Source organism: Bradyrhizobium sp. SZCCHNRI1009, from assembly GCF_032487575.1.
Classification (GTDB): Bacteria; Pseudomonadota; Alphaproteobacteria; order Rhizobiales; family Xanthobacteraceae; genus Bradyrhizobium.
Window position 1 is genome coordinate 66,204 of sequence record NZ_JAUEUL010000002.1, and the last position, 26,511, is coordinate 92,714.

The following is a 26,511-nucleotide window of genomic DNA, read 5'->3' on the forward strand; positions in this document are numbered from 1 at the left end:
AAGCCTGCGGCCGGCCGTACGACCAAGGCGGGGGAAAGGCCCGCCAAGCGCGGCCGGTGTTCGGCTCGCGTCGGTCTCTGCGGCTCCCGCGCCGGAGGTCTCCCATCGTGGGCGAGCAAATGCCGTCGATCAAACCTTCTCCGCCTTGCAATGCTGGAAAGGGGCCACATGTGTTCTGGGTAATGGTGCCTGACGTCACAGATCAGGGCGAGCGTGTTGCGATTGTCGCCTCGGCTGCGCCTCGTGATTGGCGGATAACCTATGATGCTTTCTGCTTGCAGACATTCGGTGGCGAGCCGCACCCTGATCATGGCAATGATCAGCATCGAGTGATCCGTCCGGCTTCGGCGGTGCGTTGCGTCACGACATTCGGTTCTAGCGGTGAACATGTGTGCGGATGGCGCTGTGAGATGCGCGCGTTCATCGCTCGCCGGGTCATGATGACATCGTATGAGCGCCGGCCGACGCGCTTGCAGCTTGGCTGTGTCTGTTTGACCAGCCGTGGCTGGCGCGCATCACGTCGCGCCACGAATGAGACATTCGCTGCCCGGCGCAGATGCGCGACGATTGGCGTTCACTCGCGGTTCACTTCCGGAAGGGAGACTGATTGCGGAGCTGTCACGCCACCAGTTCACGTGGCTTCACAACACCTTGTGCGGCGCAGGAAGACTACGGTGCCGGGGTATTGCGGATGTTGCGAAGCAGAGACAATGAGGTACAAATGGGGAGAGTCGGCCGGCTTTTGCCGAACTATTGAGCGAAGTGCATGTTGATAGGGCATATGCTGCATGCACTTTGCGTTGCGGAAAAGGACGAAGACGGTGCCCAATGGGGGCTAGCGCGCTTCACTCTGAGTCGGTTCGGGATCAGCAGGAACGTACTTAGATCTCGGCCCGTTGCAGCAGTGCGGCGGAACCTACGTGGAGAGGGATCATGTACAACGATTCGTTGTTCAACGCGTTCGCAAGGTCGTTCGAGGCACGCAGCCAGACCGACATGTCGATGCAGGAATATCTAGAATCGTGTCGAACCGACCCGATGCGATACGCGAACGCCGCTGAACGACTACTAGCTGCGATCGGTGAGCCTCAGATGATCGACACGGCCAAGGACCCACGCCTTGGCCGTATTTTTTTGAACCGGACGGTTCGGCTGTATCCCGCGTTCGCCGGCTTCTATGGCATGGAAGACACGATCGAGCGCATCGTCGGCTTCTTCCGCCACGCCGCGCAAGGTCTCGAAGAGCGCAAGCAGATCCTCTATCTGCTCGGACCGGTCGGCGGCGGCAAGTCGTCGCTCGCCGAACGGCTGAAGCAGTTGATGGAAGCTCATCCGATCTACGTGCTCAAGGCCGGTGATGAGCTGAGCCCGGTCTTCGAATCGCCGCTCGGCCTGTTCGATCCCGACACGCTGGGCCCGATGCTCGAGGAGAAATACGGCATTCCGCGCCGCCGTCTATCCGGTTTGATGAGCCCGTGGTGCTACAAGCGACTCGAGGCCTTCGGCGGCGACATCTCGCAGTTCCGCGTCGCCAAGATCCAGCCGTCGCGGCTGCGGCAGATCGCGATCGCCAAGACCGAACCGGGCGACGAGAACAACCAGGACATCTCCTCGCTGGTCGGCAAGGTCGACATCCGCAAGCTCGAAACCTACGCCCAGAACGATCCCGACGCCTACTCCTATTCGGGCGGCCTCAACCGCGCCAACCAGGGCATCCTCGAATTCGTCGAGATGTTCAAGGCGCCGATCAAGATGCTGCATCCGCTGCTGACGGCGACGCAGGAGGGCAACTATATCGGCACCGAGAACATCGGCGCGATTCCCTATAATGGCGTGATCCTCGCCCATTCCAACGAGGCGGAGTGGCAAAGCTTCAAGACCAACAAGAACAACGAAGCCTTCATCGACCGCATCTGCGTCATCAAGGTGCCGTACTGCCTGCGCGTCACCGAGGAGCGCAAGATCTACGAGAAGCTGATCCAGGGCTCCGAGCTCGCCACCGCGCCCTGCGCGCCGGCGACCTTGGACACGCTGGCTCGTTTTTCGGTGATGTCGCGCTTGCGCAAGCACGAGAACTCGACGTTGTACGCCAAAATGCGGGTCTATGACGGCGAGAGCCTGAAGGAGTCCGATCCGAAGGCGCGCAGCGTGCAGGAATATCGCGACGCCGCCGGCGTCGACGAGGGCATGGACGGCATTTCCACCCGCTTTGCCTTCAAGGTCCTGGCCGCGACCTACAATCACGACACGTCGGAAGTGTCCGCCGATGCCGTGCACTTGATGTATGTGCTGGAGCAGTCGATCAAGCGCGAGCAACTGCCCGAGGAGGTCGAGAAGCGCTACCTCGAATTCATCAAGGCGGATCTCGCGCCGCGCTACGCCGAGTTCATCGGTCACGAGATCCAGAAGGCGTATCTGGAATCCTACTCCGATTACGGCCAGAACCTGTTCGACCGCTACGTCGACTACGCCGACGCCTGGATCGAGGATCAGGACTTCAAGGATCCCGATACGGGACAGCTGCTCAATCGCGAGCTGTTGAACCAGGAGCTGACCAAGATCGAGAAGCCGGCCGGGATCGCCAACCCGAAGGACTTCCGCAACGAGGTTGTCAAGTTCTCGCTGCGCTCCCGGGCCCAGAACGGCGGAAAAAATCCGTCCTGGACCTCCTACGAAAAGATCCGCGAGGTCATCGAAAAGAGGATATTCTCGCAGGTCGAGGATCTGCTTCCGGTGATCTCGTTCGGGACCAAGAAGGACGGCGAGACCGAGAAGAAGCACGACGACTTCGTCGCGCGCATGGTCGAACGCGGCTACACCGAGCGGCAGGTCCGCCGGCTGGTCGAGTGGTACATGCGGGTGAAGCAGGCAGGTTGATCGCGGTCCGGCGCCGATGTTCACTGCATGTGCTGCAGGCCATCGGCGGATGTTGGCGCCGGGACAACGAGGCGAGCGGAACGTTCGACGCTGAACTTTGATGGGACGCGTCGGGCAGCGAATGATGCGGGTCCGGTATCGGGTCTGATACTGCACCGCGGCATCGCGGCGGGGGAGAGCAGGAGTCGAAACCGCTGCAGCAGGAGGCGTATGGAAACGTGGTCATGCATATCATTGATCGGCGCCTGAATCCGGGCGGCAAAAGTCTCGAAAACCGTCAGCGATTTTTGCGCCGAGCCAAGGCGTTGGTTCAAGGAGCCGTGAAGAAGACGTCGCAGGACCGCGACATCAAGGACGTGCTCGAGGGTGGTGAGGTCTCCATCCCGCTCGATGGCATGGACGAGCCGCGCTTCCGCCGCGAGGGCGGCACCCGCGACATGGTGCTGCCCGGCAACAAGAAGTTCGTCGAGGGCGATATCCTGCCGCGCTCCGGCGACGGCAGCGGCCGCAAGTCGGCGCCGGGGCAGGGCGACAGCGAGGATGCCTTCCGCTTCGTGCTGAGCAAGGAGGAGTTCGTCAACCTGTTCCTCGACGATCTCGAGCTGCCCGATCTCGCCAAGCGCAAATTCGCCGAGGCCGAGAGCGAAGGGTTGGTGCGCGCGGGCTATTCGACGTCGGGTTCGCCGGCCAATATCTCGATCAGCCGCACCGTCACCCGCGCCTTGGCCCGCCGCGTCGCGCTGCGCCGGCCGCGGCCGGAGGCGATTGCCGAGCTCGAAGCCCAGCTGGAGCAGGAGACCGACGACGACAAGCGCGCCGCGCTGCTGGCCGAGCTCGAGGCGCTGAAGGCCAAGGCCAAGCGCATCCCCTTCATCGATCCGATCGACATCCGCTACCGCCGCTTCGAAGCGGTGCCGAAGCCGATCGCGCAGGCCGTGATGTTCTGCCTGATGGACGTGTCCGGCTCGATGTCAGAGCACATGAAGGACCTCGCCAAGCGGTTCTACATGCTGCTCTACGTGTTCCTGACCCGGCGCTACCGCCATGTCGAGATCGTGTTCATCCGCCATACCGATCGTGCCGAGGAGGTCGACGAGCAGACCTTCTTCTACGGACCGGCATCCGGCGGCACCCTGGTGTCGAGCGCGCTGCAATGCATGCACGACATCGTCCGCTCGCGCTTCCGGCCCTCAGACTGGAACATCTACGCGGCGCAGGCCTCCGACGGCGACAACGCCACCTCGGATTCCGAGAATGTCGCGCGGCTCCTGACCGACAACATCCTGCCGGTGTCACAGTTCTTCGCCTATCTCGAGGTCGGCGAGTCCGGCACCTATTCGTTCGAGATGCCGGACTCCGCGCTGTGGTCGCTGTATGAGCGGCTGCGCGCCAATGGCGAGCCGCTGTCGATGCGCAAGGTGCGCGACCGGAGCGAGATCTTCCCGGTGTTCCACGACCTGTTTCAGCGTCGCGGCACCACGCAGGAGAGGGCGGCGTCATGAGCGGACTGCTGTTCGAGGGCGCCGACTGGAATTTCCTCACCTTGCAGCGCATTCACGATACCTGCGAGAGGGTGGCGCACAAGGAGCTCGGGCTCGACACCTATCCCAACCAGATCGAGGTGATCACGGCCGAGCAGATGCTCGACGCCTATTCCTCGGTCGGCATGCCCCTGTTCTACAAGCACTGGTCGTTCGGCAAGCACTTCGCCTATCACGAGGCCTCGTACCGCAAAGGGCTGATGGGCCTCGCCTATGAGATCGTGATCAACTCCTCGCCCTGCATCTCCTATCTGATGGAGGAGAACACGGCGACGATGCAGACCCTGGTGATCGCGCATGCCGCGTTCGGTCACAATCACTTCTTCAAGAACAACTACCTGTTCAAGCAGTGGACCGATGCCGACGGCATCCTCGACTATCTCGACTTCGCCCGCGGCTACATCGCGCAATGCGAGGAACGTTATGGCCGGCTCGCGGTCGAGCATACGCTCGATGCCGCCCACGCGCTGATGTCGCATGGCGTCGACCGCTATCCCGGCAAGAAGAAGCTCGACTTCCGCGAGGAGGAGAAGCGCGCCGGCAAGCGCAGGCTCTATGAGGAGGGCCAGTTCAACGATCTCTGGCGCACGGTGCCGACCGGCCCGGTCAAGACCAATGCGATGCTGAACGTCGAGCGGCGCCGCGCGCTGCTCGGCCTGCCGCAGGAGAACCTGCTTTATTTCCTGGAGAAGACCGCGCCGCGGCTGGCGCCCTGGCAGCGCGAGCTGCTGCGCATCGTCCGCCACATCGCGCAGTATTTCTATCCGCAGGGCCAGACCAAGGTCATGAACGAGGGCACGGCGACCTACGTGCATTATCGCATCATGAACCGTCTGCACCAGGAAGGACGACTCACCGACGGCAATTTCCTGGAGTTCCTGCAGTCGCACACCAATGTCGTGTTCCAGCCGGAGTTCGACGATCCGCGCTACTCCGGCTTCAACCCCTATGCCCTTGGCTTTGCGATGATGCAGGACATCGAGCGCATCGTGAAGGATCCGACCGACGAGGATCGCGAATGGTTTCCGGACATCGCCGGCACCGGCGACGAAATGGCGGTGCTGCGTGACGTCTGGGCGAACTATCGCGACGAGAGCTTCATCAGCCAGTTCCTCAGCCCCAACCTGATCCGGCAGCTCAGACTGTTCCACCTGCATGACGATCCGGCTGAGCGCGCCGGCATTCTCGTCGATGCCATCCATGACGAGCGCGGCTATCGCCGCATCCGCCGCGAGCTGTCCAAGCAGTACGACGTCGGCTACATCGACCCCAACATCGAGGTGGTCGATGTCGATCTCGCCGGCGATCGCCGCCTGATGCTGCGGCATACGGTGGTCAAGGGCGCCCAGCTCAACGAGACCGACACCAAGCGCGTGCTGCAGCATCTCGCCGATCTCTGGAGCTACGACGTGTCGCTGGTCGAAGTCGATGCCGCCACCGACAAGGTGCTGAAGGAGTACGTGCTCAATCCCCGGATACAACCGGCGGCCGCCTAGCGCGGCCGCCAAGCCTTAGATATCAGCTGTTAGATCTCCGCGTACACTTCGAGCAGATTGCCGTCCGGGTCCCTGAAGAACAGGGTCCGGTGCCCGAAGGGCTGGTCCGTCGGCGGCTCCATGAGAGCGACGCCCTTGCTGGTCAATTCTGCCGCGCAGCGGTCGACATCGTTACGGCCCGCCTTGAACGCGAGCTGCAGCGAGGCGGCGCCTCGGGGCGTCAGCTGGTCCGATGCGAGCCGCTTCGGTTGCGCCAGCGCCAATGTATTGGCGCCGATCCGGTATTCGATCCAGCCCTGCGACAGCTCGCGCGCGATCGGGAAGCCCAGCACGTTCTCATAGAAGCCGCGCATCGCCGTCGAATCTCGGACGAGGATGATCGTATAGTCGATGGCGCGAATGGCGTTGAAGGCGGACTTGATCTCCGGGGGGCCGGTCATCGGGTTCTCCCTCTCTGTCAGCCCACTCTAGACCATGAAGATGATGTGCGTGTCCAAACCTCGCTTCGTCATGGCCGGGCTTGACCCGCCTGCGCGGCCGTAGCCGCTTCGGCGCGGCGAAGGCCCGGCCATCCATCTCTTCGCCAAGTGCATGGATGCCCGGGTCAAGCCCGGGCATGACGAGCGCGAGAACAGCAACCGCCGTCGACTTGGCGTTATGCATACGGGCATCGTCTTGCGTCACTGAGGAGCGCGCGCAATCCGGTCCCCGGCGAGTAGCGCAAGTCGGCTGAGCTCGCTATGTTACGGGGGAGCCGCCCGGCAGCAGCAGCGGGATCGGCTGTTGAGAACGTGGCAAGTCGGGCGTGACACGCGTGGTTGGACCAGGGGAGACGACGAGCCGGCGGGACCGGTTCATTCCGATACGCAAGTCCGAGGTCCTCGACGCCGTGATTTCGCACGGTGGACTGGACGACACGCAATCGGCCGACCTGCGCCGGCTCGCCCAGATGCTCGGTGCCATCCTGCATCACGAGTATTTCGACGAGCTCGATCGCCTGCGCGACGCCTATTTCGACTTCGATCCCGAAGTGCCGGTCGGGCGCCATCGATCGCCCGAGGAGCTCGACGCGGCCTATCGCAGCCTCGCCGACGAAGTCGTGCAGGTGCTCGGCGAGGCCAATTTCATCGAGATCAGCCATGCCGAGATCGAGCGCGCGTTTGCCGAGCATGCGCTTGTCAGGGTCAAGCTGAAGGCGTCGATCTCGGACTACCGCGCCGTCCGCATGTTCCGGCGCGGCCAGCATCAGGAGACGATCGAGGTCCCCATGTTGTATGGGCTGCGCCGGCGCAAGCATGAGATCGAGGTCTATGACGACATCATCCTGATGGTCGCGACCAGGCCCGACGAGCCGACCCGGACGAAGCGCAAGACTGCCGCCTGGCGCGGCCGCAACAAGATCCGCGGCGGGGCGGTGCTGTTCAAATATTTCCGTCACATCGCGCGCTTCGATCTCGAGGCGCTGCTGCCGAACGTCCGTGTCGTCATGGGGCTGCGCGAGCAACTGACGCTGGGCGTGCCGGCGCTGGTCGGCGGCGTGCCCATTCTGCTCAAGCTGGCCTCGACGCTCACCGTGCTGTTCATCGTCGCCGGCTTCTATCTCGGCCTCAGCGGCACCGTGCACGACAACGATACCGAGCAGGCGCTGGCGGCGCTGTCGGGCCTGTTCGCGCTCGGCGCCTTCATTCTCAGGCAATGGGGCAACTTCCATCGCCGGTCGCTGATCCATCAGAAGCAGGTCACCGACAACATCTACTTCCGTAACGTCAACAACAATTCCGGCATCTTCAACTACCTGATCGGCGAGGCCGAGGACCAGGACTGGAAGGAGGCCGTGCTGGCCTATGGCGGCCTGCTGCTGGCGTCGGTGCCGCTCTCGCGGGCTGCATTGGGCAGTCATGTCGAGGAGTTGCTGCAGCAGATGTTCGGGCTGGGTCGGGCGTTCAATATCGATGAGGCGCTGATCAGGTTGCGCGAGTTCGGCCTTATCAGCGGCGGTGATGATGCGCTGTCGGCGCTGCCGTTGCCCGATGCGATTGTGCAGCTCGAACGGGTGTGGGCGAATGCGCTGCGGTCATGAGATCGGGGCCTCATGGTTCGAGACGCGCCGTCAGGCCGGCTGTTGACGATGGCGCGACCGGTGGCGCGGCGCTCCTCATCATGAGGGGGGACGGCGAGGCGCCCTTGAAGGAGGGGCGCCACACATTCAGACCTCGTCCTGAGGAGCCCGCCGAAGGCGGGCGTCTCGAAGGACGGCTATGGGGGAAGCTGTCAACGTAGCGATCAGCCTAGCGCAGGCTCGCATTGATCTTGTCGAGCACGCTCTGCCCCGGGCACAGATCAGCCGCCTCCAGCCGGTTCAGCGGCCGCTCCACCGTATTGAGATGGCTGTGCAGATCGTCGGCCTCAGGGTCGACATAGAGCAGCCCGGTCACGATCTGGCCCTGCGCCGCATGCTTCTGCAGGAAGGTCATCGCGCCCAGCCGATCGTGCGGGTCGTAGTCGGCGTCGATCTTGCGTAGCGCCAGCCGCGAGCCGTCGTGCTGCTCGACGATCTGCACCGTGCCCGGATCCTGGTCGATCTCGATCGGGTCGCGCCCGGTCAGCACGTCGAGCCGGTTCACGGCGTCATTGTGCTCGCGGACGTAGTCGAAGCTCTTGGTCGAGCCTGCGTGATTGTTGAAGGCGATGCACGGGCTGATCACGTCGATGAAGGCGGCGCCCTTGTGCTGGATCGCGCCGGCGATGATCGGCACCAGCTGCTTCTTGTCGCCGGAGAACGAGCGCGCGACATAGGTGGCCCCAAGCTGCAGCGCGATGCCGACGAGGTCGATCGGGTTGTCGGTGTTGGTGACGCCCTTCTTGGACTTCGAGCCGCGGTCGGCGGTCGCCGAGAACTGACCCTTGGTCAGGCCGTAGACGCCGTTGTTCTCGACGATGTAGGTCATGTTGACGCCGCGCCGGATCGCATGGGCGAACTGACCGAAGCCGATCGAGGCGGAATCGCCGTCGCCGGAGACGCCGAGATAGATCAGCTCGCGGTTGGCGAGGTTGGCGCCGGTCAGCACCGACGGCATGCGGCCATGCACGGTGTTGAAGCCGTGCGAATTGCCGAGGAAATAGTCCGGCGTCTTCGACGAGCAGCCGATGCCGGAGATTTTTGCCACCCGATGCGGTTCGATCGACAGCTCGAAGCAGGCTTCGATGATCGAGGCCGTGATCGAATCGTGGCCGCAGCCGGCGCACAGGGTCGAGATCTTGCCCTCGTAGTCGCGATGGCTGTAGCCAAGCGCGTTCTTCTTGATCCCGGGATGCTGGAATTTCGGCTTTGCGATGTAGGTCATGAGAGCACCATGGATCTCGAATTCGTCATGGCCGGGCTAAAGCGCGGGGCGCGTCTTCGCCAAGATGTCCCGGCCATCCACGTGGGAGCCCGGAAAACGAAAGACGTGGATGCCCGGGCCTTCGCCGCGCCGAAGCGGCTACGGCCGCGCAGGCGGGTCAAGCCCGGGCATGACGAAGGAGAGAGCCGAGGCCGCATCACGACACGGCCTTTCGCAGCGGGGTGACCTTGATCTGGTCCTGATGCGTGCCGATCGCATCCGCGATGAAGCGCGCGGTGATCGGGGTGCCGTCATAGTGCAGGATCGGCACGAGACGGACCGGATCGATGCCGTTCTCGGTGACGATCAGCTGGCGCAGCTGGGCATCGCGGTTCTGCTCGACCACATAGACGAAGTCGTGCTCGGCGATGAAGCTCGCCACGCTCGAATGGAACGGGAAGGCGCGGATGCGCAGGCGGTCGAGCTGGTGGCCGCGGGCTTCCAGCAATTCGATCGCCTCGTCCATCGCCGGCGCGGTCGAGCCGAAATAGATCACGCCGTATTTGGTCGGCTTGGCCGCGTTGGCCTGCAGCGGCCGCGGCACCATGTCCTGCGCGGTCTGGAACTTGCGCAGCAGGCGCTGCACGTTGTCGGCATAAACGGCGCCTTCCTCGGAATAGCGCGCGTAGCGATCACGTGACGTACCGCGGGTGAAGTAGGAGCCCTTCGTCGGATGCGTGCCGGGGTAGGTGCGGAACGGAATGCCGTCGCCGTCGACGTCGAGATAGCGGCCGAAGTCGCGGCCTTCGTCGAGCATCTCGGCCGTCATCACCTTGCCGCGGTCATACTGCTTGGCATCGTCCCACTTCAGCGGCCGGCACAGCCGCTGGTTCATGCCGATGTCGAGGTCGAGCATCAGGAAGATCGTGGTCTGCAGCCGCTCGGCCAGATCGAACGCCGCCGCCGCGAATTCGAACGCCTCCGCCGGATCCTCCGGGAACAGCATCACATGCTTGGTATCACCATGCGAGGCGTATCCGCAGGCGATCAGGTCGCATTGCTGGGTGCGGGTCGGCATGCCCGTGGAAGGGCCGGCGCGCTGCACGTTCATGATCACGGCCGGAATCTCGGCGAAGTAGGACAGGCCGATGAACTCGGTCATCAGCGACACGCCGGGGCCTGATGTCGTGGTGAAGGCGCGGGCTCCGTTCCAGGAGGCGCCCACCACGATGCCGATCGAGGCGAGCTCGTCCTCGGCCTGCACGATCGCGTATTTGGCCTGCCCGGTTTCCGGATCGTGCCGCAGCTTCTTGCAGTGGTTGCTGAACGCCTCGGCCAGCGACGACGACGGCGTGATCGGGTACCAGGCGCAGACAGTCGCGCCGCCATAGACGGCGCCGAGCGCGGCGGCGTTGTTGCCCTCGATGAAGATGCGGTCGCCGACCTTGTCGGCCTTCCTGATGCGCAGGCCGATCGGGCATTTCAAATTCTGCAGCGCCCAATCGCGCCCGAGATGCAGCGCATGGACGTTGGAGGAGAGCAGCTTCTCCTTGCCCTTGTACTGCTCGCCGATCAGTTGCTCGATCAGCTTCGGGTCCATGTCGAGGAGGGCGGAGAGCGCGCCGAGATAGATGATGTTCTTGAAGAGCTGGCGCTGGCGCGGATCCGAGTAGGTCGAGTTGGTGATCGCCGTCAGTGGCACGCCGATCACGGTGATGTCGTCGCGGAACTTGGTCGACGGCATCGGCTTCGTCGAATCGTAGAACAGGTAGCCACCGGGCACGATGCCGGCGACGTCCTTGTCCCAGGTCTGCGGATTCATCGCGACCATCAGGTCGGTGCCGCCGCCTCGCGCGCCGAGATGGCCCGCCTCGGTGACGCGAACCTCGTACCAGGTCGGCAGGCCCTGGATGTTCGACGGGAAGATGTTGCGGGGGCTGACCGGCACGCCGTGACGCAGCACGGCGCGCGCGAACAATTCGTTGGCGCTGGCCGAGCCGGAGCCGTTGACGTTGGCGAAGCGGACGACGAAGTCGTTTACGCTGCTGAGCGGCGCTTGCTGGGACATGCGTTACCTGCGTGGGTCGTCTCGATGAAATATTTCTGCATGTCCCACGCACCGGTGGGACAGCGCTCGGCGCACAGGCCGCAATGGAGGCAGACGTCCTCGTCCTTCACCATCACGCGCCCGGTCTTCAGATCCGACGACACGTAGAGGCTCTGGTCGGGATGAACAGACGGCGCCTTCAGCCGCGCGCGCAGATCGGCCTCCTCGCCATTGTCGGTGAAGGTGATGCAGTCCATCGGGCAGATGTCGGCGCAGGCGTCGCATTCGATGCACAGCGTGTCGGAGAACACCGTCTGCACGTCGCAGTTCAGGCAGCGATGCGCCTCGCCGAGCGCGAGCTTGACGTCGTAGCCGAGCTCGACCTCGGCGCGGATGTCCTTCAGCGCGACCACCTTGTCGCGGTGCGGCACCTTGAAGCGCTTCTCCGGCGAGACGTCGTTGTCATAGCTCCATTCGTGGATGCCCATCTTCTGCGAGGAGACGTGCACCTCGGGCAGCGGCCGCTCGGTGATGTCCTCGCCGGAGAGCAGGCGGTGGATCGACAGCGCCGCCTCGTGGCCTTGCGCGACAGCCCAGATGATGTTCTTGGGGCCGAATGCGGCATCGCCGCCGAAGAACACCTTCGGGTTGGTCGAAACGAAGGTGGCCGGGTCGACCTTCGGCATGTGCCATTTGTCGAACTCCACGCCGCAATCGGCCTCGATCCAGGGGAAGGCATTCTCCTGGCCGACGGCGACCAGCACGTCGTCGCACTCATAGGTCACGTCGGGCTCGCCGGAGGGCACCAGCGAGCGCCGGCCCTTGTCGTCATATTCGGCTTTCACCTTCTGGAAGGTGACGCCGGTCAGCCTGCCATTGTCGTGAGTGAACGCGACCGGCACGAGATAATTGAGGATCGGAATGTCCTCGTGCAGCGCGTCCTCCTTCTCCCAGGGAGAGGCCTTCATCTCCTCGAAGCCGGAGCGCACGATGACCTTGACGTCCTCGCCGCCAAGCCGCCGAGCGGTCCGGCAGCAGTCCATCGCGGTGTTGCCGCCGCCGAGCACGATCACGCGCCTGCCGATCTTGTCGGTATGGCCGAACGACACGCTGGACAGCCAGTCGATGCCGAGATGGATGTTCGCGGCGGCTTCCTTGCGGCCGGGGATGTTCAGCTCGCGGCCGCGCGGCGCGCCGGAGCCGATGAAGATGGCATCGTAGTTCTCGGCCAGCAGCGTCTTGAGGCTGTCGACGCGATGGCCGGCCTTGTAGTCGACGCCGAGGCTGAGCACGTAGCCCGTCTCCTCGTCGATGACGCTGTCGGGCAGACGGAACTTTGGAATCTGCGAGCGCATCATGCCGCCGGGCTTGGGATCGGCGTCGAACACGGTGCAGTGATAGCCGAGCGGCGCGAGGTCGCGTGCGACGGTCAGCGAGGCCGGGCCGCCGCCCACCAGCGCGATGCGCCGGCCGTTCTTCGGGGCAGGGCGCGGCATGCGCTGGTGCACGTCGTCCTTGAAATCGGCCGCAACGCGCTTCAGGCGGCAGATCGCGACCGGGCTTTCCTCGACACGCCCGCGTCGGCAGGCGGGCTCGCAGGGGCGATCGCAAGTGCGTCCGAGAATGCCCGGGAATACATTCGATTTCCAATTGATCATGTAGGCGTCGCTGTAGCGACCCTCAGCGATCAGGCGGATGTATTCAGGGACCGGAGTGTGTGCGGGACAAGCCCATTGGCAATCGACCACTTTGTGAAAGTAGTCGGGGGCCGAGATATCAGTCGCTCTCATTCATACCCTGTCCGCGCGGCGAACCATGAGCGCGCGGCCTTCCTGACGTGAGGACGACTGTTTGTTCAGGATCGGCTGGGGATCGATGTGGGTCCGGAGCAGGTCCTGTTCGTCGCCCTTCTGCTTTTTGAATGGCTCAATTGAATAGTCTTATCAGACTAGAGCCATTCCAAGGCGCACACAAAGGCAAATTTGCAACGCTGCCCCTCATGCACAGTGTGCGCTGCCGCATTGCAGGCGCGATGCCGTCGCGTGCTGCGATGCGGGAGGTGGTGCGACAAACGATGACGGACTGGTGACGATGGTGGCCTTTACAGAACGAATGAGCGGACACGCGAGTTGCTCCGCACTCGGTCGTCATGCCCGGGCTTGACCGGGGCATCCACCTTTCCAAGATCTCCGAAGAGGATGGATGGCCGGGTCAAGCCCACGGCTGTCCGGTTCAAGACAGACTGGACATGGTGCATGGCGTGGATTCTTCTGCGGTCTTGAGCATCGCCAAATGTTCGAGACACACCAGGAAGGTCCCGCCATGCCGCATCAGAATACAGTATTCCGAGACATTCTGAAGTTGGTCCCCTGGCATCGCTTCGAGGCGCTTGTGGACGAGCATGGCACGGACGCGCGGATTCGACGGCTTTCCACCAAAGACCAATTTGTGGCGCTGCTGTACGGTCAGCTTTCGGGGGCTTCCAGTCTGCGTGAGATTGTCACCGGGCTGTCGAGCCACACCGCGCGGCTTTATCACCTGGGTGGGGGCCCTGTCCGCCGCTCGACTTTCGCGGACGCCAATATGAATCGGCCTGCGGAGATGTTTGCCGCCCTGTTGGCCATCATGATGAAGCAGGCCCATCGCCGGTTACGCCGCAAGCTTGCCGAGACGACGTATTTGATTGATTCGACCAGCGTACGGCTGACAGAAGCCAGCGCTGGCTGGGCACGGTTCTCTACCGGTGTCTGCGGTGCCAAGGTGCATGTGATCTATGATGCCGACGCCGACCGGCCGATTTATGCGGCAATCAGCGGAGCCAACGTCAACGACAATACTGCAGCGCATCAGATGCCCATCGAGCCGGGAGCAACCTACGTCTTCGATCTCGGCTATTATGAATATGCTTGGTGGGCTCAACTGGACGCCGCCGGTTGTCGAATCGTGACCCGGTTCAAATCCAATACGCCGCTGCGGGTCGTGGAGGAGTTGCCTGTCATCGCGGATGGCAACATCCTCTCCGACCGCATCGGCTTCCTTCCACAACGCCAAGCCTACAGCCGCCGCAATCCAATGCAGACTGCGGTGCGCGAAGTGCGCGTCACCTTGGAAACGGGAAAGATCCTGCGCATCCTGTCGAACGACCTCGATGCCAGCGCTCAAGAGATCGCCGACCTCTATCGTCGCCGCTGGGCCATCGAGTTGTTCTTTCGTTGGGTCAAGCAGACCCTCAAGATCACCAGGTTCCTCGGGACTTCTGAGAACGCCGTTCGTATCCAGATCGCCGTTGCCCTGATCGCCTTCCTCTTGCTTCGCCTCGCGCAAGACCTTCAGAAGGCAATCCAAAGCCCCTTGGTCTTTGCCAGATTGGTCCGCACCAACCTCATGCATCGCCGCCCCATCGATCAATTGCTCACGGGGCCACCCCAACTTGCCAAAAACCCACAACAGTTGAGCCTCGCAATATGCGGAAGCTGAACCGGACAGCCGTGGGTCAAGCCCGGCCATGACGGCGGGGAATCAGACTGGCCAACTAACGCGCCGCAATATCAGCGCGGCTGAGGTCCCACATCAGGCGATAGATCCCGGCGGAAATCTGCGTCGCCAGCGGGCCGTCGACAGCCGCAAAACGCGTCGTCATCAAGGTCGCGATGGCGTGGCCGTCGGTGCCGTCGATCAGGATGAACCAGTCGGCGTCGCGCGAGCTCGCTGGAACGCCAGCGGCGGGGCCGGACAGATCCGCATCGCCTTCGAGCAGGTGCATCGAGATCACGCCCTTGAGGTCGTACGGGTCAAGCTCGATCTGCAATGCCTCGCGCAACGCCTTGTCCTGCTCCGGCTTCGGGCGCAGCCGGATGATGCCGAGCACGGCGCCGCGGCCGGCCCCTTTCGAGATCGTGATGCGTGCGACGCTGCGGATCATGTTCTTGAACCGCGCCATCACCGCCTTCGACCATTCTGTCGGCGACTCCAGCCGGGCGCGATAGGCCGGACTGTCGAGCACGCCGATCGTCTCGGCGGAGTACAGGCACAGATATTTCGGGCTGCCCTGCTCGGCGACATAGCGTCGCGCCTCGATGAAGCCGGGAATGGCGACGCGCTCTTCGAGATGCTCGCTGTCGTACCAGTGGTTGAAGTCAGCCTCGTGAGCGGCATCGATGTTCATCGACGTCAACAGCATGCCTTTCCCGGCGATGGGCATCTCGAGCCTCCTGGTGCGTGTGGCTGATCCTCATGCTGAGGAGGCCGCCAAAGGCGGCCGTGTCGAAGCATGAGGCCCGAAGCGTCGCGGGCCTCATGCTTCGACACGGCGCTGGCGCGCCTCCTCAGCATGAGGGGAATGAGTGATGTGTTTAAGGCGCTGTCGTGCGCGTCGCCAGATCGCAGATGGCTTTCATGACCGCATCGCGGATGCCGGGGTCATAAAGATTGTGACCTGCGGCTTCGACGACACGGATTTCGGCGTCGCGCCAGATGTCCGCGAGCCTTGCCGAGGTGGAGGGCGGACAGAGCAGGTCGTAGCGGCCCTGCACGATGATTCCGGGAATCCCGCTGAGCCTGCTCGCATCACGCAGCAACTGGTCTTTCGCCATGAAGCTGTCCTGAGAGAAGTAATGCGCCTCCATGAACGGCGTCGCCGGCAGCGCGCTGCCGGAGCGGATGGCGAGCCGATCCAGATGGGCGCGCGCCGGTTTGATCTCGGACAGCGCCCGCTCGGTGTCGTGCCAGGCGCGCGCGGCCGGACCGTGGATCGCCGGATCGGGATCGAGGATGCGGCGGAAATAGGCCTCGCAGGGGTTGGCGCGCTCGTTCTCCGGCAGCATCTCCAGGAAGTCGCGATGCAGGGCAGGGTGAAAGCGCGCCAGCGTCTCGCCGAACGCCGTCTCCACCTCCGCGCGCGTGCCGAGAAAGGTCGCGCGCAGCACCAGGCCGCTCACGCGCGCTGGATGCGCCTGGGCGTAGGCCAGCGCCAAGGTCGCGCCCCAGGAGCCGCCGGCGACGATCCATTTCTCAAAGCCGAATTTCGTGCGGATCGCCTCCATGTCGGCGATCAAATCGTGCAGAGTGTTGTTGTCGCGGCTGCGCGCGGGACGCGAGCGGCCGGCGCCGCGCTGGTCGAACAACACGGCGTGGAAGCGCTCGGGATCGAACAGCCGGCGGTGATCCGGCTGGCAGCCGGAGCCGGGTCCACCGTGCAGGTAGACGGCGGGTAGGCCGCCGACTCGCCCGGCGCTCTCGACATAGATCTGATGGCCGCCAGAGACGTCGAGCCATTCCGACGTCAGCGGCGCGAACGGATCGCTGCGGCGCGCGGAGGCGCGGCCGGCTTCGGCGTCAGGCATCATTGCTCTCGGGCGTGCCGCCGGCGAAGTTGCGATACAGGAAGCGGTCCTGGCCGGAGGCGGCATCGCGCTCGGCCTGCTTGAAGATGCTCTCGTGCAGCGGCGACAGCGTGCAGGCCGGATCGGTGTTGGCGGCGTCGCCGGTCAGCGCAAAGGCCTGGCAGCGGCAGCCGCCGAAATCGATCTCGCGGAACTCGCAGGATTTGCACGGCTCCTTCATCCAGCCGGTGCCGCGATAGCGGTTGAAGGCCTCCGAGTTCTGCCAGATCCAGGCGATCGAATGGTTCGAGCGCACCGACATGAAGTCGAGCCCGGTGATGCTCTCGGCGGCGTGGCACGGCAGGATCTTGCCCGACGGCGAGATGTTGAAGAACTGCCGGCCCCAGCCGCCCATGCACTTCTTCGGCCGCAGCGCGTAGTAGTCCGGGACGACGTAGTCGATGGTCAGCGTGCCCTTCAGCCGCTCGCGCGCCTCCTCGACCAGGCGGTCGGTCTCCTCCAACTGGGCGTAGGTCGGCATCAGGCTGGCGCGGTTCTTCAGCGCCCAGCCGTAATATTGCACGTTGGCGACCTCGAGCCGGTCGGCATCGAGATCGACCGCCATCTGGATGATGTCGGGCAGCTGATGCAGGTTCTGCCGGTGCATCACGGCGTTCACCGTCAGCGGCATGTCGAGCTCGCGGGTCCAGCGCGCCACCTCGAGCTTCTTGGCGTGGCCGCCCTTGTAGCCGCCGACGCGGTCGGCGACATCAGGCTCATTGCCCTGGAAGCTGATCTGGACATGGGACAGCCCGGCATCGGCCAGCTCCTTCAGCCGCTCGCGCGTCAGCAGCACGGCCGAGGTGATCAGGTTGGTGTAGAGTCCGACGTCGTTGGCATGCTGCACCAGTTCGACCAGATCCTTGCGCGCCGTCGGCTCGCCGCCGGAGAAGTGGATCTGCAGCACGCCGATCTCGGCGAGCTCGGACAGCACCTTCTTCCACTCTGCCGTGGTCAATTCCTGGCCGGCGCGGTCGAGCTCCAGCGGGTTGGAGCAATAGGGGCATTGCAGCGGACAGCGATGCGTGAGCTCGGCCAGCACGGCGAGCGGAATGCCGAAGGTTTCGGCCACGGAGCCGCGCCGCTCCAGCACGGCGAGGCCGTCATTGCTGTCGCTGGGCGGTGAGGTGTCGGTCAGCTCGGTCATGATGTCGTCTCCCGAACCTCGGTCAGGAATCCCTTGTCGGCGAGATCCTGCAGCATGGCGACGACGTCGATCGCGATCACGTCACGCGGCGCGGCGTATTTCGCCGCCAGCTCGTCGATGATCCCGGCGACGCTGCGCGTACCGTCGCACAGCTTGAGCACCTCGACCGCGATCTCATCCGGCGCCAGCACCCGCTCGGGGGCGAGGATCACCCAGACCTGGCGCGTCTCGTCGAACTTCAACTTCGTATGCCGCGGCAGCACCACGCGGCTGGTCTCGGTGACTTGGATGTGACGCGGGGCCATGGTGGGTCTCTAGGGCGTTTGATATTGTCGGAGCACAGTGGCTGCACAGCACGGGGTGCAACTCCCCTCCCCGCAAGGGGGAGGGGAGCGCACCAATCGCGGCGTGAGAGCAGTGGTCCAAACCGAGCATGCTATCCTTCCTTCGGCACGAACGCGCCCGGCGGGATGTGGCCCTCGACATACGCATGATACAGCGCGTCGAGCTGCACCCAGAGCACGTTGGTCTTGAAGATCAGCGCGTTGCAGACCGCGGCGCGCTGCTCCGGCGTGGTGGCGTGCTCCTTGACGTAATGCAGCGCGAAATTGGCATCGCGCGGCGCCTGGGTGAGACGGCGCTTGAAGTAGCTCATGGTGTCGTTGTTGACGAAATTGTAGTGCTCGAGCATGCCCGAGATGCGCTCTTCATGGATGCTCGGTGCGAACAGCTCGGTCAGCGACGAGGCGATCGCCTCCAGCGGCGAGCGGTCGCGGCAGAAGTGCACATAGGCTTCGACCGCAAAGCGCGTGGCCGGCAGGATGCCTTCGGTGGATTCCACGTAGGCGGTGTCGAGGCCGAGGCCTTCGGTCAGCTTGATCCAGCGCTCAATGCCGCCCTCGCTGCCGACATCGCCATCATGATCCTCGATGCGGTGCCGCCATTCCAGCCGCGTGGCGCGGTCGCGGAAGCGCGTCATCACCATCGCATCCTTCAGCGGGATCGTCGACTGGTAGTAGTAGCGGTTCAGCGCCCAGGCCTGCACCTGGCCCTTGTTGAGCTTGCCGCCGTGCAGCAGCTTGTGGAACGGATGATGGTTGTGATAGCGCGTCGCCCCGATGTGACGCAGCGCCGCTTCCAATTCGCTCGCATTGTTCAGCGTCACGCCGCTGCCGATCGACAGCGCCGTCATTCCGCTCAGATTGACCTCACTCACAGTACGATCTCCATCCCTTCAGCGGGGATTTCCCATCCCTCGCGTTCCAACGTTTGCCGCTCGGGTGAGGCGTGCAGCCACGCCGGATTGGAGTTGTTGATGTGCAGGAAGACCTTCCTGCCGATCGCGAGGTCCGCCAGCTGCTTGATCGCACCGCTTTCTCCGGACATCGCGATATGCCCCATGCTCTGCCCGGTCTTGTTGCCGAGTCCGGCCTGGATCATCTCGTCGTCGCGCCACACCGTGCCGTCGAACAGCACCAAGGGCGCGCCCCTCAATCTCGTTCTCAGATCATCGTCCACGGCCGCACAGGCGGCGATGACGTAGCAATATTGCCCGCCCTCGAGATCGGCGATCTTCAGGCCCAGCGTGTCGCCGGTCGAGGAGCTGCCGCCGGGATGCTGCTTGTCGCGCAGATACCACGCGCTCGTTCCCGAGACGGCGAAGGCCGTGATCTCCAGGCCCGAGGGCCTGCCGTCCTGCAGCAGCGGCCGGAACGGCACGTCGATCACGATCGGCACGCGCTTGACGGTCTCGTCCTTCAGCACATCGAAGATGTTGTTCGAGCGGAGGATCGCAAGCACCTTGGGGTGCGCATGGATCGAAAATGGCGAGCTCTCGCGCATCGACAGCAGGCCGGTCACCGCATCGATCTCGCCATTGGTCAGGATCACGCCGGCGATCGGACTGTGGCGCAGGGCGCCTGGCTTCGGATGCAGCTGCGGCGTGCGGGTGACCTGCTGACGCAGATCGGGCGAGGCGTTGATCAGGAACCAGTTGGCGCCGTCTGCGCTGACCGCGACCGAGGCCTGACTGTTGCTGATCTCGGGATGTGAGGTGCGCGCGGCACGACACACGGCGCAGCCGCAATTCCACTGCGGCACTCCACCGCCCGCGGCGGCGCCCAGGACGACGAGGCGAAGCATGAGCCGTCTCCTGGAATTCAGCTGTGGTGGCGCACGCGATTACCAGCGGCAGGATCACCGACGGACAGGCTGACCGACGGTCAGGATCGCCCGCAGGGAAGGTGACGAGGGTGGGACATCCGACCAGCGCACGGGCTGGCACATACGCGGTCGCTGATCCCCACCCTCAAGCGTCGACGTCCTGATCGCCGAGACCTGGACGTCACACCCGCGAATTATTTGCGGGCCGCGCAGGCGTACATGTTGATTTCCATGCCGACCGGCACTTCAACGATCTTCGGTGCTTTCCAGGCCATTGTCCTCTCCTTCAAGACGGGACGGTTATCGTCCTCAATAATAAACTACCGTGCTACGAAAAGTTCGCCAGTGGAATCTTTTTGTTTGAGCCTCTCAGGCCTGTTTATTGCAGTGCGAAGTTGCAGATGCGAGTTGCTGCCGTTTTCGTCGGATTGAGCCGTGAAAACAACGAATTCGTGATCGATGGCTTCGCAACGCCGTACAATTCAGCCCCTAGCTTGAGGGGCTGAGCTGGCCGGATAAAGCAGTCGTGAGATGTTCGAGACTTCAAAACCCCAGCGCGCGACCCCATTGGAAGCTGATGATGCCTAGATATTTCTTCAACACACGGATCGGCGAGGAACTGGTCTCCGACACCGACGGCGAGGTGCTGCGCAATCCCGACCGCGCCTGGGAAGTCGCGCGCGACATGATCAAGGAACTGCTGCGCACCGAAGGTGGCAACGCGGCGCTGATGACGGCCGTCATCGAGGTCACCGACGAGGACGGCGAGATCGTGCTCGAGTTCCCGTTCTCCGAAGCGATCTTCAACATGCCGGCGCAGTCGATGACGCGCCATTGAGCGCAGGACGGCCGCATCGCCGCTTCCCGAACGCCGGCTTGCTTGCGGCCGCGGTCAGACCGAATGGCGCGGGCGCGCGATGTCGCCGCGCGTGCTGGCGATGCCCATCTCGAAACTGTCGGCGATGCGGCGGGCGCGGACGATGAAGAGCTCCGCGAGCTCGGGCGCGAACAGGTCCTTCGCCGTCGTCTCGAACAGCCGCAGCCAGCGGTCGAAATGCCCGCCTTGCAACTCCAGCAGCAGATGCGGCCGCATCGGCGCGCCGCTGTAGCGGCCCGTCTTCAGGAACATCGACGACCAGAAATCACTGATCCTGCCGATATGTTCGTCCCAATCCTCCACCGTACGGTTGAAGATCGGGCCGATCAGCTCGTCCTCCCGTGCGCGGCCGTAGAAGGTCTCGACCAGCAGGCGGATCGAGGCGTCGTCGAGTTCCGGATGTTGAACGGCGAGGGGATGGCGGTCGGGCTTGGCGGCAGGCATGGTCATGGCGTTGCATATAGGCACTCGCAGCGCCGATGGAAACGCTGGAGCCATCCGGGCCTCATGGTTCGAGACGCCCGCCTCCGGCGGGCTCCTCACCATGAGGGGAGGCATCACAACGCGGAAGAATTCCTGCCGCACCCTCAGCCCCTCATCCTGAGGAGCCCGCCGGAGGCGGGCGTCTCGAAGGATGGCCGCAACAGCGGTGTTGCAGCCCGCCGGTCACGGCAGGCTGACGAACTCCACCCAGTTCGGCTTCTTGCCGACCGCGTACGACTTCGTCTTCTCCAGCACGCCGCTGGCCGGGTCGATCCGATACACCGTCATCCCATTCGACACTTCGCCGACAGCGGCGAGGTAGCGCCCGGTGGGATCGATGGCAAAGCCGCGCGGCTGGGTTTCGGTCGGCACGCTGCCGATCGCCGTCAGGCGCCCGCTGGCCGCATCGACCTTGAAGCCGGCAATCGTGTTCGAGCCGCGCTCCGAGGCGTAGAGGAACTTGCCATCGGGCGTCGCATGAAGATCCGCCGCCCAGGGCTTGCCGGTGAAGCCCGAGGGCAGGGCGGTCGTGCGCTGCTGCTCGCTCCACGTGCCTTTCTCGGCATCATAGGCGTAGACGGCGAGATCGGCGTTGAGCTCGTGCAGAAGGTAGATGAACTTGCCGTTCGGGTGGAAGATGAAGTGCCGCGGCCCGGACTTCTCCGGCGTCTTCACCGTCAGCGCCTCCTTGGCCGTCAGCGTGCCCGTCGCGGCGTCGAAGGCGAAGCCGAGCACCTGGTCGGAGCCGAGATTGGTCGCGAACACGAAGCGGTTGTCGGGCGAGGGCAGGAAGGCATGCGCGTTCAGCCCGGTCGGGATCACCTGGCCAGGTGCGGCGACGACGCCGTTCGTCTGCACCGGGTTCACCGCCACCTTGTTGCCGCCATAGGAGGCGCTGAACAGCACCTTGCCGGTGCGGTCGAAGGCGATGTTGGCCATGCTGTCGGCGAGCGGCCCGTTGCCGATGTGGCTGAGCCGCCCGGTCTTGGCGTCGATGGCGAAGCTCTCGGCGACGAATGGCTGCGAGCGGACGCCGGCGATCAGCACCCGTTTGTCCGGGCTGACCGCGAGCGGGGTCGACGAGCCCGGCTTCTCCACGCCCACGAAGGCAGCCGTCTGCACCGGGGTCATCTCGCCCGAGGCGGCGTCGAACTTGAACACGCTGATGTCGTTGCTGTCGGCGTTGCCGACATAGGCGTAGGTCTCGGCCTGGCCGGCGCGCGGCGCCAGCGTTGCTGCAGCGGCGAGAACGAAGGTTGCGGCCATGATGGTGCCCGGTCTGATCATCTGTTTCCCCCTTTGTGATGTTGTTGCTTCAGCTCTTAAAGTCGAATGTGAAGCTTGACCAAGCCTGATTCCGGATCGATCGATGCAGGTTGGGTATCGATCGTTCGGGCGTCTCGAAGGACGGCCGCGGGCACGGCTGCTCTGCAACATGAGCGTGAGACGCAGGCCAGCGGGACCGCGCTTGTGCATGGCCACCTCGCCTGGCGCGGCTTTCTCCGTGCTCTCCGTCGCGCTAAGAACGCGAGACCACCACGGAGCTCCCCATGACCGATCTCTGGCGCCTGCCGGCTGCCGATCTTGCCGCCCTCATCAAGTCGAAACAGGTCTCCGCCCGCGAGGCCGCGACATCCGCGCTGGCGCGGCTCGATGCGGTGAACCCCGCGATCAACGCCGTGATCGATCACCGTCCAGACGAGGTTCTGAAACAGGCCGACGCCATCGACGCCCGGCTGGCGAACGGCGAGGACCCCGGGCCGCTCGCCGGCGTGCCAGTGACGATCAAGGTCAATGTCGACCAGACAGGCTTCGCCACCACCAACGGCCTCAATCTGCAGAAGGACGCGATCGCCTCGGCCCACAATCCGGTCGTCAACAACTTCGTCAAGGCCGGCGCCGTGCTGCTCGGCCGCACCAACACGCCTGCGGTGTCGTATCGCTGGTTCACCAGCAACCTCATCCATGGCCACACCAGGAATCCCCGCGACCCCGGCATCACCCCGGGCGGCTCCTCCGGCGGCGCCGGCGCGGCGACCGCCGCCGGCATCGGCCATATCGGCCACGGCACTGATATCGCCGGCTCGGTGCGCTATCCCGCCTACGCCTGCGGCATCCACGGCCTGCGCCCGACGGTCGGCCGCATCCCCGCCTTCAACACCTGCCTGCCGGAGCGCCCGATCGGTCCGCAGATCAGCGCCGTTTCCGGCCCGCTCGCCCGCACGGTCAACGATGTCAGGATCGCGCTGGCGGCGATGTCGGCGCGCGACGTCCGCGACGTCTGGTGGATGCCGGTGCCGCTCGAGGGCCCTCCCTTGCCGAAGCGCGTTACGCTCTGCGTCAACCCCGACGGCCTCAACCCGGTGCCGGAAGTCGTCGCCGCGCTGCGCGATGCCGCCAGGCGGCTCGAAGCCGCCGGCTGGGCCGTCGAGGAGATCGCGGACACGCCGCCGCTGCAGGAGGCCGCGCTGCTGCAGACCCGGCTCTGGCTCGGCGACGGCTACGAGGCGCAACTCGCCGCAGCCGAGAAGGAAGGCGATCCCGGCGCGCTCGCGTGTCTGCGCGGCAACCGTGACAAGGTGCACCCGTTCGACCTGTCCGCGACCTTGGCGCGCCGTGCCGCGCTGACCCGGCAATGGCTGCTGTTCATGGAGCAGCATCCGCTGCTGCTGATGCCGGTCTCGGGCATGCTGCCGTTCGCCGACCAGCTCGACCGCAAGGACGAGGAATCGTTCAAGCAGGTCTGGCACGCCCAGCTGACGCAGATCGCGATTCCGTTCTTCGGCCTGCCGGGCCTGACGGTCTCGACCGGCATGGTCGGCCGCGTCCCCGTCGGCGTCCAACTCGTCGGCCAGCGTTTTCGTGAGGACATGTGCCTTCTCGCCGGCGAGGCGATCGAGGCCGGCGGCACGCCGCCGTCGCCGATCGATCCGGTGCTGGGCTGATGGCCGGCATCTATGATTTCACCGCCGCCTCGCTGACCGGCGAGGCGGTGCCGCTGAAGCGCTTCGAGGGGCAGGTGCTGCTGATCGTCAACACCGCGAGCGCCTGCGGCTTCACGCCGCAATATCGCGGCCTCGAGGCGCTGCACCGCGCCTATGCGGACAGGGGCTTTGCCGTGCTCGGATTTCCCTGTAACCAGTTCGGCGCCCAGGAGCCCGGCACGGCCGAGGAGATCGGCGCGTTCTGCTCGGCCAAGTACGACGTCACCTTCCCGCTGTTTGCGAAGATCGACGTCAACGGCGCCGACGCGCACCCGCTGTACAGGTTCCTGAAGGGCGAGAAGACCGGCCTGTTGGGCTCGGCGATCAAATGGAATTTCACCAAATTCCTGGTCGATCGCACCGGCCACGTGGTGTCGCGCCATGCGCCGACCACCACGCCCGAGGCGTTGAAGAAAGAGATCGAGGCACTGCTGTGAGCGACAACGAGACCTTCACCTTTCCCGACCGTCTCTCGGTCGATCCGAAGAGCCCCTATTACAACGCGGAGATCCTGTCGCGCGACGTCGGCATCCGCTTCAAGGGCGCCGAGAAGACCAATGTCGAGGAATACTGCATCAGCGAAGGCTGGATCCGCGTCGCCGCGGGGAACGCCAAGGACCGCCACGGCAACCCTCTGACCATCAAGGTGCATGGGCCGGTCGAGCCGTATTTCAAGGATTGAGGATAGGGTCGAGCGCCGCCTCTTGCGCCCGTCCTCAAGTCTGAGGCATCGGCCCCTCAACGATCGTCCGCCCTCAGGATGGGGCACCCTGCCAACCCCATCGTCATGCCCGGGCTCGTCCCGGGCATCCACGTCGGCCTTCTGGGCTCGGACGTGGATGGCCGGGACAAGCCCGGCCATGACGAGTGGAGAGAGCGTGAGCCAACGAGGGCACGGCGCCCGGCGCCAAACAGCAACCCTTCACTCAAAAACATGAGCGACGCTCAGAATTTTCTTGAACGTCGCTCAAGTTCCGTTAGACTACCCCCTGTTCGCACCGGCATCCGCGTATCGCGACGCGCAACGCAATAGCGTTCGCGCGAACGCCACGGGCATGTCCGGCGCGCCCATGAGGTGACGACCATGTCCTATTCCGACCACGACCTCCGTGCCGCCGAAACTGCCGGCGCGATCGGTCCCGACGAGCTGCAGCGCCTGCTCGCCTTCCTGCACCAGCGCGTCGCAACGGCAGCCCCCCGCGCCAAGTTCGATGCCGCGCATCTGCTCTGGTACGCCGGCGCGCTGATCGTGATCGGCGCCATGGGCCTGTTCTCGACGGTGGCGTTCTCGCAGCTGGGCGGCCGCGCCCTGACCGCCTGCGCGCTCGCTTACGCCGCCGCTTTCGGTCTCGCCGGCAACCACCTCTGGCGCCGCGACCTGCGCGTCCCCGGCGGCCTGCTGATCGCGATCGCCGTGTCGATGGCGCCGCTCGCCGTCTACGGCGTGCAGGAGGAGCTCGGCTGGTGGGGCAGGTTCGGCAAGCCCGGCACGGTCCAGGACTTCTACGTCTGGATCAAGGGCAGCTGGCTGTTCATGGAGCTCGCCACCCTCGCGGCCGGCGCGATCGCGCTACGCTTCTATCGCGTGCCCTTCATCGTCGCGATCATCTCGGTCGCGCTGTGGTTCATGTCGATGGACCTCACGCCCTGGATCTTCAACGTCAGCCACATCGACTGGGAGATGCGCCGCATCGTCTCGATCTGGTTCGGCCTCGGCATTCTCAGCGTCGCCTGGATCGTCGACTACAACAGTCACAGCCGCGACTTCGGCTTCTGGCTGCACCTGTTCGGCCTGATGGCCTTCTGGGGCGGCATCAGCGCCACCGAAGGCGCGACCGAGCTCGGCAAGGCGGTCTACTGTCTGCTCAACGTCGGCCTGCTCGCCATCGCCGTCATCATCGTCCGCCGCGCCTACGCCGTGTTCGGCGCCATCGGCATCACGATGTATCTCGGCCACCTCGCCGACGTCGTGTTCAAGAACTCGCTGCTATTCCCGTTCGCGCTGTCGCTGATCGGCGTCGCGGTGGTTGGGGTGGGCTTGGCGTATCATAGGAAGCAGCAGGTGATTGCGGCGTGGCTCACGGCCAATCTGCCGGCAGCGGTGCTGCGGCTGCGGCCGCAGCAAGCCGCGGCCTAAAGCCTGCGCTACGGCCCTTCTTCGCGGCGCCCGCCTTCGGCGCGCTCCTCAGGAC

Annotated in this window: 23 protein-coding genes; 10 read left to right on the plus strand and 13 right to left on the minus strand. The window is 64.5% G+C overall.

All coding sequences use genetic code 11. The annotated features are described in order from the left end of the window. Nucleotides 1-933 precede the first annotated feature (933 nt). The 3 genes from QX010_RS03870 to QX010_RS03880 all read left to right on the plus strand — a co-directional run bounded on the left by QX010_RS03870 (nucleotide 934) and on the right by QX010_RS03880 (nucleotide 5,914). Nucleotides 934-2,877, plus strand: coding sequence for a PrkA family serine protein kinase (locus tag QX010_RS03870; protein WP_316177748.1), 1,944 nt, complete (start codon nucleotides 934-936; stop codon nucleotides 2,875-2,877). Between the two features lie 224 nt (nucleotides 2,878-3,101). Beyond that, nucleotides 3,102-4,379 carry a YeaH/YhbH family protein gene (locus QX010_RS03875; protein ID WP_315805438.1) on the plus strand — a complete coding sequence of 426 codons (1,278 nt, stop codon included), beginning with the start codon at nucleotides 3,102-3,104 and terminating at the stop codon, nucleotides 4,377-4,379. Next, the gene (locus tag QX010_RS03880) at nucleotides 4,376-5,914 is read left to right on the plus strand and encodes a SpoVR family protein (RefSeq protein ID WP_315805439.1); all 1,539 of its coding nucleotides are present in this window, start codon (nucleotides 4,376-4,378) and stop codon (nucleotides 5,912-5,914) included. Before QX010_RS03875 ends, QX010_RS03880 begins: the two co-directional genes overlap by 4 nt. Nucleotides 5,915-5,943: 29 nt before the next feature. Here QX010_RS03880 and QX010_RS03885 read toward each other — a convergent pair whose 3' ends face one another. Next, the gene (locus QX010_RS03885; protein ID WP_316177751.1) at nucleotides 5,944-6,354 is read right to left on the minus strand and encodes a VOC family protein; all 411 of its coding nucleotides are present in this window, start codon (nucleotides 6,352-6,354) and stop codon (nucleotides 5,944-5,946) included. Nucleotides 6,355-6,728: 374 nt separating this feature from the next. Between QX010_RS03885 and QX010_RS03890 the strand changes: the two genes are divergently transcribed. Continuing rightward, the gene (locus QX010_RS03890) at nucleotides 6,729-7,994 is read left to right on the plus strand and encodes a TMEM143 family protein (protein WP_316178439.1); all 1,266 of its coding nucleotides are present in this window, start codon (nucleotides 6,729-6,731) and stop codon (nucleotides 7,992-7,994) included. A 208-nt stretch (nucleotides 7,995-8,202) separates the two neighbouring features. On the opposite strand, the gene QX010_RS03895 is transcribed toward QX010_RS03890, so the two are convergent. From QX010_RS03895 to QX010_RS03905, 3 genes are all read right to left on the minus strand, one after another. Then, on the minus strand, nucleotides 8,203-9,258 hold the full coding sequence (locus QX010_RS03895; protein ID WP_316177753.1) for a 2-oxoacid:ferredoxin oxidoreductase subunit beta: 1,056 nt from the start codon (nucleotides 9,256-9,258) through the stop codon (nucleotides 8,203-8,205). Between the two features lie 196 nt (nucleotides 9,259-9,454). Further along, nucleotides 9,455-11,305 (minus strand): 2-oxoacid:acceptor oxidoreductase subunit alpha, encoded by a 1,851-nt coding sequence (locus QX010_RS03900; protein ID WP_316177754.1) that lies wholly within the window; start codon nucleotides 11,303-11,305, stop codon nucleotides 9,455-9,457. Continuing rightward, nucleotides 11,275-13,074: an FAD-dependent oxidoreductase gene (locus tag QX010_RS03905; protein ID WP_316177756.1), complete on the minus strand. Its 1,800-nt coding sequence runs from the start codon at nucleotides 13,072-13,074 to the stop codon at nucleotides 11,275-11,277. Before QX010_RS03905 ends, QX010_RS03900 begins: the two co-directional genes overlap by 31 nt. Before the next feature lie 532 nt (nucleotides 13,075-13,606). Between QX010_RS03905 and QX010_RS03910 the strand changes: the two genes are divergently transcribed. After that, a complete protein-coding gene (locus QX010_RS03910; RefSeq protein WP_315800429.1) occupies nucleotides 13,607-14,761 on the plus strand; it encodes an IS4 family transposase in 1,155 nt (384 codons plus the stop codon). 55 nt (nucleotides 14,762-14,816) lie between these two features. On the opposite strand, the gene QX010_RS03915 is transcribed toward QX010_RS03910, so the two are convergent. The 7 genes from QX010_RS03915 to pqqA form a co-directional block, all read right to left on the minus strand. After that, the gene (locus QX010_RS03915) at nucleotides 14,817-15,485 is read right to left on the minus strand and encodes a DUF4286 family protein (protein ID WP_316177758.1); all 669 of its coding nucleotides are present in this window, start codon (nucleotides 15,483-15,485) and stop codon (nucleotides 14,817-14,819) included. A 151-nt stretch (nucleotides 15,486-15,636) separates the two neighbouring features. After that, nucleotides 15,637-16,626 (minus strand): prolyl aminopeptidase, encoded by a 990-nt coding sequence (gene pip / locus QX010_RS03920; protein ID WP_315805803.1) that lies wholly within the window; start codon nucleotides 16,624-16,626, stop codon nucleotides 15,637-15,639. Continuing rightward, entirely contained in the window at nucleotides 16,619-17,812 is a 1,194-nt protein-coding gene (pqqE, locus tag QX010_RS03925) for a pyrroloquinoline quinone biosynthesis protein PqqE (RefSeq protein ID WP_316177760.1), read from the minus strand. The genes pip and pqqE overlap by 8 nt, the downstream gene beginning before the upstream one ends. Continuing rightward, the gene (pqqD, locus tag QX010_RS03930) at nucleotides 17,809-18,117 is read right to left on the minus strand and encodes a pyrroloquinoline quinone biosynthesis peptide chaperone PqqD (RefSeq protein WP_315805801.1); all 309 of its coding nucleotides are present in this window, start codon (nucleotides 18,115-18,117) and stop codon (nucleotides 17,809-17,811) included. The genes pqqE and pqqD overlap by 4 nt, the downstream gene beginning before the upstream one ends. Nucleotides 18,118-18,248: 131 nt before the next feature. Beyond that, nucleotides 18,249-19,004 carry a pyrroloquinoline-quinone synthase PqqC gene (gene pqqC, locus QX010_RS03935; RefSeq protein ID WP_410051923.1) on the minus strand — a complete coding sequence of 252 codons (756 nt, stop codon included), beginning with the start codon at nucleotides 19,002-19,004 and terminating at the stop codon, nucleotides 18,249-18,251. A gap of 20 nt (nucleotides 19,005-19,024) precedes the next feature. Beyond that, complete coding sequence (pqqB, locus tag QX010_RS03940) at nucleotides 19,025-19,954, minus strand: pyrroloquinoline quinone biosynthesis protein PqqB (RefSeq protein ID WP_316177764.1); 930 nt, start codon at nucleotides 19,952-19,954, stop codon at nucleotides 19,025-19,027. A 215-nt stretch (nucleotides 19,955-20,169) separates the two neighbouring features. Next, nucleotides 20,170-20,250 carry a pyrroloquinoline quinone precursor peptide PqqA gene (gene pqqA / locus QX010_RS03945; RefSeq protein WP_012029362.1) on the minus strand — a complete coding sequence of 27 codons (81 nt, stop codon included), beginning with the start codon at nucleotides 20,248-20,250 and terminating at the stop codon, nucleotides 20,170-20,172. A gap of 305 nt (nucleotides 20,251-20,555) precedes the next feature. Here pqqA and QX010_RS03950 point away from each other — a divergent pair, with 305 nt between their 5' ends. After that, nucleotides 20,556-20,813, plus strand: coding sequence for a DUF6894 family protein (locus QX010_RS03950; protein ID WP_172111173.1), 258 nt, complete (start codon nucleotides 20,556-20,558; stop codon nucleotides 20,811-20,813). Nucleotides 20,814-20,867: 54 nt separating this feature from the next. On the opposite strand, the gene QX010_RS03955 is transcribed toward QX010_RS03950, so the two are convergent. Both QX010_RS03955 and QX010_RS03960 read right to left on the minus strand, forming a co-directional pair. Continuing rightward, nucleotides 20,868-21,302 carry a group III truncated hemoglobin gene (locus tag QX010_RS03955; RefSeq protein ID WP_316177766.1) on the minus strand — a complete coding sequence of 145 codons (435 nt, stop codon included), beginning with the start codon at nucleotides 21,300-21,302 and terminating at the stop codon, nucleotides 20,868-20,870. A gap of 216 nt (nucleotides 21,303-21,518) precedes the next feature. Next, nucleotides 21,519-22,622 carry a lactonase family protein gene (locus QX010_RS03960; protein WP_316177768.1) on the minus strand — a complete coding sequence of 368 codons (1,104 nt, stop codon included), beginning with the start codon at nucleotides 22,620-22,622 and terminating at the stop codon, nucleotides 21,519-21,521. Between the two features lie 263 nt (nucleotides 22,623-22,885). On the opposite strand from QX010_RS03960, the gene QX010_RS03965 reads away from it, so the two are divergent. The 4 genes from QX010_RS03965 (at nucleotide 22,886) to QX010_RS03980 (ending at nucleotide 26,456) form a co-directional block, all read left to right on the plus strand. After that, complete coding sequence (locus tag QX010_RS03965) at nucleotides 22,886-24,280, plus strand: amidase family protein (protein ID WP_316177770.1); 1,395 nt, start codon at nucleotides 22,886-22,888, stop codon at nucleotides 24,278-24,280. After that, the gene (locus tag QX010_RS03970; protein WP_316177772.1) at nucleotides 24,280-24,756 is read left to right on the plus strand and encodes a glutathione peroxidase; all 477 of its coding nucleotides are present in this window, start codon (nucleotides 24,280-24,282) and stop codon (nucleotides 24,754-24,756) included. Before QX010_RS03965 ends, QX010_RS03970 begins: the two co-directional genes overlap by 1 nt. Beyond that, nucleotides 24,753-25,001 carry a DUF3297 family protein gene (locus QX010_RS03975; RefSeq protein ID WP_009029378.1) on the plus strand — a complete coding sequence of 83 codons (249 nt, stop codon included), beginning with the start codon at nucleotides 24,753-24,755 and terminating at the stop codon, nucleotides 24,999-25,001. The genes QX010_RS03970 and QX010_RS03975 overlap by 4 nt, the downstream gene beginning before the upstream one ends. 402 nt (nucleotides 25,002-25,403) lie before the next feature. Beyond that, a complete protein-coding gene (locus QX010_RS03980) occupies nucleotides 25,404-26,456 on the plus strand; it encodes a hypothetical protein (protein WP_316177775.1) in 1,053 nt (350 codons plus the stop codon). Nucleotides 26,457-26,511 lie beyond the last annotated feature (55 nt).